Annotated in this window: 5 protein-coding genes; 2 read left to right on the top strand and 3 right to left on the bottom strand. The window is 47.1% G+C overall.

What is annotated here, in order from left to right:
* Nucleotides 1–52: 52 nt before the first annotated feature.
* Entirely contained in the window at nt 53–1,315 is a 1,263-nt protein-coding gene (locus WBA89_RS21265) for a bifunctional folylpolyglutamate synthase/dihydrofolate synthase (protein WP_424409254.1), read from the bottom strand.
* 133 nt (nt 1,316–1,448) lie between these two features.
* On the opposite strand from WBA89_RS21265, the gene WBA89_RS21270 reads away from it, so the two are divergent.
* Nucleotides 1,449–2,453 (top strand): DNA cytosine methyltransferase, encoded by a 1,005-nt coding sequence (locus WBA89_RS21270; protein WP_424409256.1) that lies wholly within the window; start codon nt 1,449–1,451, stop codon nt 2,451–2,453.
* 117 nt (nt 2,454–2,570) lie between these two features.
* Here the strand turns inward: WBA89_RS21270 and WBA89_RS21275 are convergent, their stop codons facing one another.
* The gene (locus WBA89_RS21275) at nt 2,571–3,809 is read right to left on the bottom strand and encodes a Zn-dependent hydrolase (protein ID WP_424409258.1); all 1,239 of its coding nucleotides are present in this window, start codon (nt 3,807–3,809) and stop codon (nt 2,571–2,573) included.
* Nucleotides 3,810–4,210: 401 nt separating this feature from the next.
* Here WBA89_RS21275 and WBA89_RS21280 point away from each other — a divergent pair, with 401 nt between their 5' ends.
* The gene (locus WBA89_RS21280; protein WP_424409260.1) at nt 4,211–4,609 is read left to right on the top strand and encodes an allophanate hydrolase-related protein; all 399 of its coding nucleotides are present in this window, start codon (nt 4,211–4,213) and stop codon (nt 4,607–4,609) included.
* An 8-nt stretch (nt 4,610–4,617) separates the two neighbouring features.
* On the opposite strand, the gene puuE is transcribed toward WBA89_RS21280, so the two are convergent.
* Nucleotides 4,618–5,541, bottom strand: coding sequence for an allantoinase PuuE (puuE, locus tag WBA89_RS21285; protein WP_424409262.1), 924 nt, complete (start codon nt 5,539–5,541; stop codon nt 4,618–4,620).
* Between the last annotated feature and the right edge of the window lie 52 nt (nt 5,542–5,593).

Raw genomic sequence — 5,593 nt, forward strand, 5'->3', positions numbered from 1 at the left:
GGGGTTGGGGGGGTAATATCTAGCGCTACTTTATGAAATTGGTATAATGAGTTTAAAATTGAGATTGTTGTTGTAGGAAGTAGCCGACGAGATACAGGGAACCGCAAAGGACTGTTAAATTGTCGCCTGCAACTGCAGCATCTAAGGCTGTTGTTAAGTCGGGGAAGGCTTGACAAACTGTTAATTCGGGGCAGATATTTTCAGCGATGGCGGCTAATTCTGCGGGGGATGATGAGTTTTGATCGGGTACCGGAACTAGGTAAAGCCGATCGCCCTTTTTGAGTAAAGCTTGTAAAATATCATCGCAGTCTTTAGTCGCCAAAATGCCGATTACCCAGTTAATCGGGGACGGGGAACTGGTAAGATTATCTACGTATTCGCGCAGGGCGATCGCAGCAGCGGGGTTGTGAGCTCCATCTATTAATATTTTCTGATTTTTCCAGGTAGTTTGCTGAAGTCTTCCGGGCCATCTGGTTTTGGCGATTCCGTCGGCGATGGCGGTGGGGGAGATTTGCCATCCTAGGTTTTGGAGGGTGTGGAGAGTTGCAAGTGCGATCGCCGAATTGATTAATTGAATTTGTCCCAACAATGGCAATTGATATTTTATTTTAACCGAATTTTGACTTAACTGATATTCTGCAAATCCTTCTCCTAAATCTACCGCTGGTGTTACCCAAATTGCCGGACAGTCTAATTCTTGAATGCGTTTTTCTACTACTATTCTAGCAGATTCTGGCAAGTCTCCGACAACTACCGGACACTTTGATTTGATAATTCCGGCTTTTTCTCCAGCAATATCGGCGACAGTAGGGCCGAGGATTTGCCAGTGGTCGAGACTGATAGAAGTAATGACACTGACAAGGGGAGTTTCGCAAACATTAGTCGCGTCCAATCTACCGCCCAATCCTGTTTCTATGACGGCAATATCTGCTTTTTGTTCGGCGAAATACAGCCAAGCTGCAGCGGTGATGATTTCAAATTGAGTGGGAGTTTCTGTATTACCTTCCGCAGCGCTGACAACTTGTTCTAGACACTGTTGCAAAGCTGTTGTAGAAATTGGTTTTTGATTGATGCAAATTCTTTCTGTCCAATCGATTAGGTGCGGGGATGTGTAGCGCCCGACTCGATAGCCTGCTGCTGTGAGTGCGGATGAGAGATAAGCGCAGACTGAACCTTTGCCATTTGTACCGGCAATGTGGATAACGGGGACTTTTTGGTGGGGGTTGTCTAGTTTTTGGAGGAGTTGTTGGATTCTTTCTAGGCCGAGGTGTACGCCGAAGTGTTGGTAAGATTGGAGGATGGATTCTGCATTCATTGAGGATGATAAATTCTGTTTGTGTGTGAATTATATTTTTTTTATTAACCGCAGAGGGCGCAGAGGGCGCAGAGGGAGAGAAGAAAGAGATGTTTATAATTGATTGATTGTAATTTATTGCGGGTGAAAAAAGGTGGCTTTGGATATTATTTCTCTGTTTTCGGGTTGTGGTGGGTTGGATTTGGGTTTTCGGTTGGCTGGGTTTAATCCGGTTTGGGCGAATGAATATGATAAGTCTATTTGGGATACGTATAATTTCAATCATCCTGACACTATTTTAGACCGCAGAGATATCAGAAAAATTAATTCTGATGAAATTCCTCACTGTATTGGGATTATCGGCGGGCCTCCTTGTCAAAGTTGGAGTGCGGCGGGTGCGAAACGCGGGATTGATGATAGTCGGGGTCAGCTTTTTTGGGAGTATATCAGAATTGTGCGGGACAAGCAGCCTTTGTTTTTCTTGGCTGAGAATGTTAGGGGTATTTTAGCGCCTAGAAATCGTGATGCTTTCACTTATATATTATCGCAGTTTGAGAAAATTGGCTATCGGATTTCTTACAAGTTATTGAATGCTAAAAGTTTTGGAGTTCCGCAAGATAGACAAAGGGTAATTGTTGTCGGTTATCGGGAAAATCTCGGTTTTGGTTTTGAGTTTCCCGAACCTGGAACGGATGTTTTGACGCTGGAAGATGCGATTTTTGACTTAAAGGCGATCGCCCCAATGTCAGTTAAGGGTAAAGTAGATAATTATCACGATTCTGTCGCGAATCACGAATGTGCAGATTTGGGGTTTTCGAGCATTTATATGTCGCGAAATCGAGTTAGAAGTTGGGGCGAACCTTCGTTTACAATTCAGGCGGGCGGCAGACACGCACCTCTGCACCCTCAAGCTAGTAAAATGATTTTGGTTGGCAAAGATAAGCGCATTTTTGATCCCAATTCCCCTCAACCTTACCGTCGGCTTTCTGTGCGAGAGTGTGCGAGAGTTCAGACTTTTTCTGATGAGTTTATTTTTAAGTACAAGTATATTGCTGACGGGTATAAGATGGTCGGCAATGCAGTACCTGTGAATTTGGCTAGAATTTTGGCAAGGAAGATTTTTGAGGATATGAGAATTGGCCGCAAATTAGCAAACTAGATTTGTCAGGATTGATATCAAATCCGTTGGCATCGGAATTTTCATTTCTCTCTTCTCTTCCTCTGCGTTTTCTGCGCTCTCTGCGGTTTAATATTCGATAATCTAAAATCGATCGCCCTAGCCGTAAATTCGATCGAGCTTTAAGAACGTTTGCAGCAGCGCATTCGCCCCCTGAGTACACTGTTCGGGCGAAGTATACTCGTCTTCGGCATGGCTGATACCGCCGCGAGAAGCCACGAAAATCATCCCCATATCGGTAAAGCGTCCGATTTCTTGAGCGTCGTGTCCGGCCCTGCTGATTAAATGCGTGTAACTCAAGCCTAATTCTTCACAAACTCCTACAATTGCATTCTGAATTTTTGGTGCTGCTAGAGTCGGCTGTACGTGCAGCAATTGAGTCATTTCAATTTGGGTTTTGGTGGCAGAAGCTATTGCTTCAAACTCCAATTTCATTTTGGTTAACAATTGTTCTAAATTAGTTTGAGACAAATCGCGCAAGTCGATTTTAAACTCAACTTTTCCGGGCACAGTATTCGTAGCATTCGGCCAAACGTTTAAGTAACCTACCGTTGCTACTTGTTCTCCCGGTGTTTCTACTCCCAGTTTGTTGACTGCCAGTACCATTTGTGAAGCGGCTACCAGCGCATCTTTTCGGGCGTGCATGGGCGTAGATCCGGCATGATTGGGGCGGCCCGTTACTGTCACTCCCATGCGGTACTGTCCGACAATGCCTTGGACTACTCCTATTTGATCTCCCGTACTTTCCAAAACGCCACCTTGTTCGACGTGCAGTTCCACAAAAGCTGCTATTTCTTTGGGGTGGCGTTTTGCTTCGGCAATTTTTGACCAATCTCCGCCAATTTGTGCTAAACAAGTTTCAATCGAAGTGCCGTCAATGCGGCGGTAGTGTTCGGAGTCGCTGACTGTATTGCCCGCCATCGCTTTGCAGCCGATAACGGTACTTTCTTCGTCGGTAAATACGATCGTCTCGATGGGATGTTCCAAGCGCACATTATTTTCTTGCAGTACCCGCACGACTTCAATTCCTGCCAAAACTCCCAAAACTCCGTCGAAATGGCCGGCTGTGGGAACGGTATCAATGTGAGAACCGGTGGCTAGTGCAGCACCTTCGCGCAATCCGGCGTACCTGCCGATCGTATTTCCGGCCGCGTCAATCCGAACTGTCATCCCTGCTTCTACCATCCAAGACTCAACGAGTTTGCGGGCGAGCAAATCTTCTTTGGTAAAAGCTACCCGACTGACTCCTCCTCCTGGCAATTTGCCGATTTCGGCGAGTTGGGCAATGCTGCGGTTGAGGCGCGAACTGTTGACTGAAAGTGCTAGCGTAACTGTCATCTCAGATTCTCCTATTCTTAAAAATTTAATGAGGCGATCGATCTTGTACGATCGGTCGTTTAACTAAGTATTGTATTCTGTATGCAAAATTGGTTAAATATTTACAAGAATGTAGTTTTGCCTACAAAAGGCGATCGGCTGTAGCACTTAAACTGCTGTAGACCAAACACAGTAAGCAGCATAAAGCTATCGCAGCGATTTAACTGTAGAAAAAAGTACATTTTTATCGATCGGGTTATCTGAATCAATCCACCTAATTAAACGTAAAATACCGATCGCCCTCAAGCTTGGCGTGTATGTCTTCTTTTTACCCGCTGGCGCAGCCTTTATAGCCTTCTTCCTTCTTCCTTCTTCCTTCCCCCCTTGGGGGGGGTAGGGGGGGGTTCTTCTTCCTTCTACTTATGAGTCAAACAACAATTGCAGCCAAACGAGTATTCATTTGCGGTTCCGCCCTTCGGGGTCAGCCGGACAACAGCAATCTTGGAGATGCCAAGTTTATTAGAGAAGCCAAAACTCGTCCGATTTACCGCTTGCACTCTGCAGAAAATGGCTGGCATCCTGCAATTTACGAAGTGGCGGCAGGAGGCGTATCAATTCCCGGAGAAGTGTACGAACTAACTGCCAAAGACTTTGAACAGCTTGCAGCCGGGGAACCCCCACATATGTATCCATCCGATGTGATTTTGGAGGACGGAGAAGTGCTGACAGCTTTCTTGTACCCGCAGGAGTTGATTGAAAAGTACCAGTGGGAAGATATTTCCGATCGCGGTGGGTGGGCCGCTTACAAAGCAGGTTTGTAGTGAGGACTTCAGTCCTCCTTGGAGAGTATCGGTTTGTGATATTCGTGCCAGTGTCGGGCAATATCAATGCGGCGGCACACCCACACCTTCTCATGCTGCAGCACGTAATCCAAAAAACGCGCCAAAGCCGCCGCCCGCCCCGGCCTGCCCGCCAAACGGCAGTGCAGCCCCACACTCATCATCTTCGGTGCAGTCTCGCCCTCGGCGTAGAGTACATCAAAAGTATCGCGCAGGTAAGCAAAAAACTGGTCGCCAGAATTAAACCCCTGACTCGTAGCAAACCGCATATCATTATTGTCCAGAGTATAAGGAATTACTAAGTGCGGTCTGCCGCCCTCGTACACCCAATAAGGCAGGTCATCCGCGTAGCTGTCCGCATCGTAGAGAAAACCGCCTTCCTCCACTACTAGCTTGCGAGTGTGAGGACTCGTGCGCCCGGTATACCAGCCGAGGGGACGGCTGCCGGTAACTTGCGTGTGAATGGCGATCGCCCTTTGCAAATGCTCCCGTTCCGCATCTTCCCCAAAATACTTATAATCAATCCAGCGGTAGCCGTGGCTGGCAATTTCCCAGTCCGCCTCCAACATCGCGGCAACCGCTTCGGGATGCCTTTCTAAGGCCATCGCCACCCCGTAAACAGTCACCGGTATCTTCCGAGAAGTAAACATCCGGTGCAGCCGCCACAGACCCGCCCGACTGCCGTATTCGTAGCAGGATTCCATATTCATGTGCCGCAGTCCCGAGAGGGGAACTGCCCCGACAATTTCTGACAGAAATGTTTCCGAAGAACCGTCACCGTGCAGGATGCAGGTTTCTCCACCTTCTTCGTAGTTGATCACAAATTGTACCGCTATGCGCGATCGATCGGGCCATTGAGGATTGGGAGGATTTTGCCCGTAACCGACCAATTCTCTGGGATAATTTGCTGGCATATAAGATAAGTTAGTAGTTAGTAGTTAGTAGTCATCAGTCATTGGTCATTAG

Source organism: Microcoleus sp. (genome assembly GCF_049646505.1).
In the GTDB taxonomy this organism is placed as follows: Bacteria; Cyanobacteriota; Cyanobacteriia; order Cyanobacteriales; family Microcoleaceae; genus Microcoleus.

Coding starts and splice junctions, on each gene's coding strand:
- puuE (WP_424409262.1), bottom strand. CDS start 5,541: ATGCCAGCAAATTATCCCAGAGAATTGGTCGGTTACGGGCAAAATCCT.
- WBA89_RS21280 (WP_424409260.1), top strand. CDS start 4,211: ATGAGTCAAACAACAATTGCAGCCAAACGAGTATTCATTTGCGGTTCC.
- WBA89_RS21275 (WP_424409258.1), bottom strand. CDS start 3,809: ATGACAGTTACGCTAGCACTTTCAGTCAACAGTTCGCGCCTCAACCGC.
- WBA89_RS21265 (WP_424409254.1), bottom strand. CDS start 1,315: ATGAATGCAGAATCCATCCTCCAATCTTACCAACACTTCGGCGTACAC.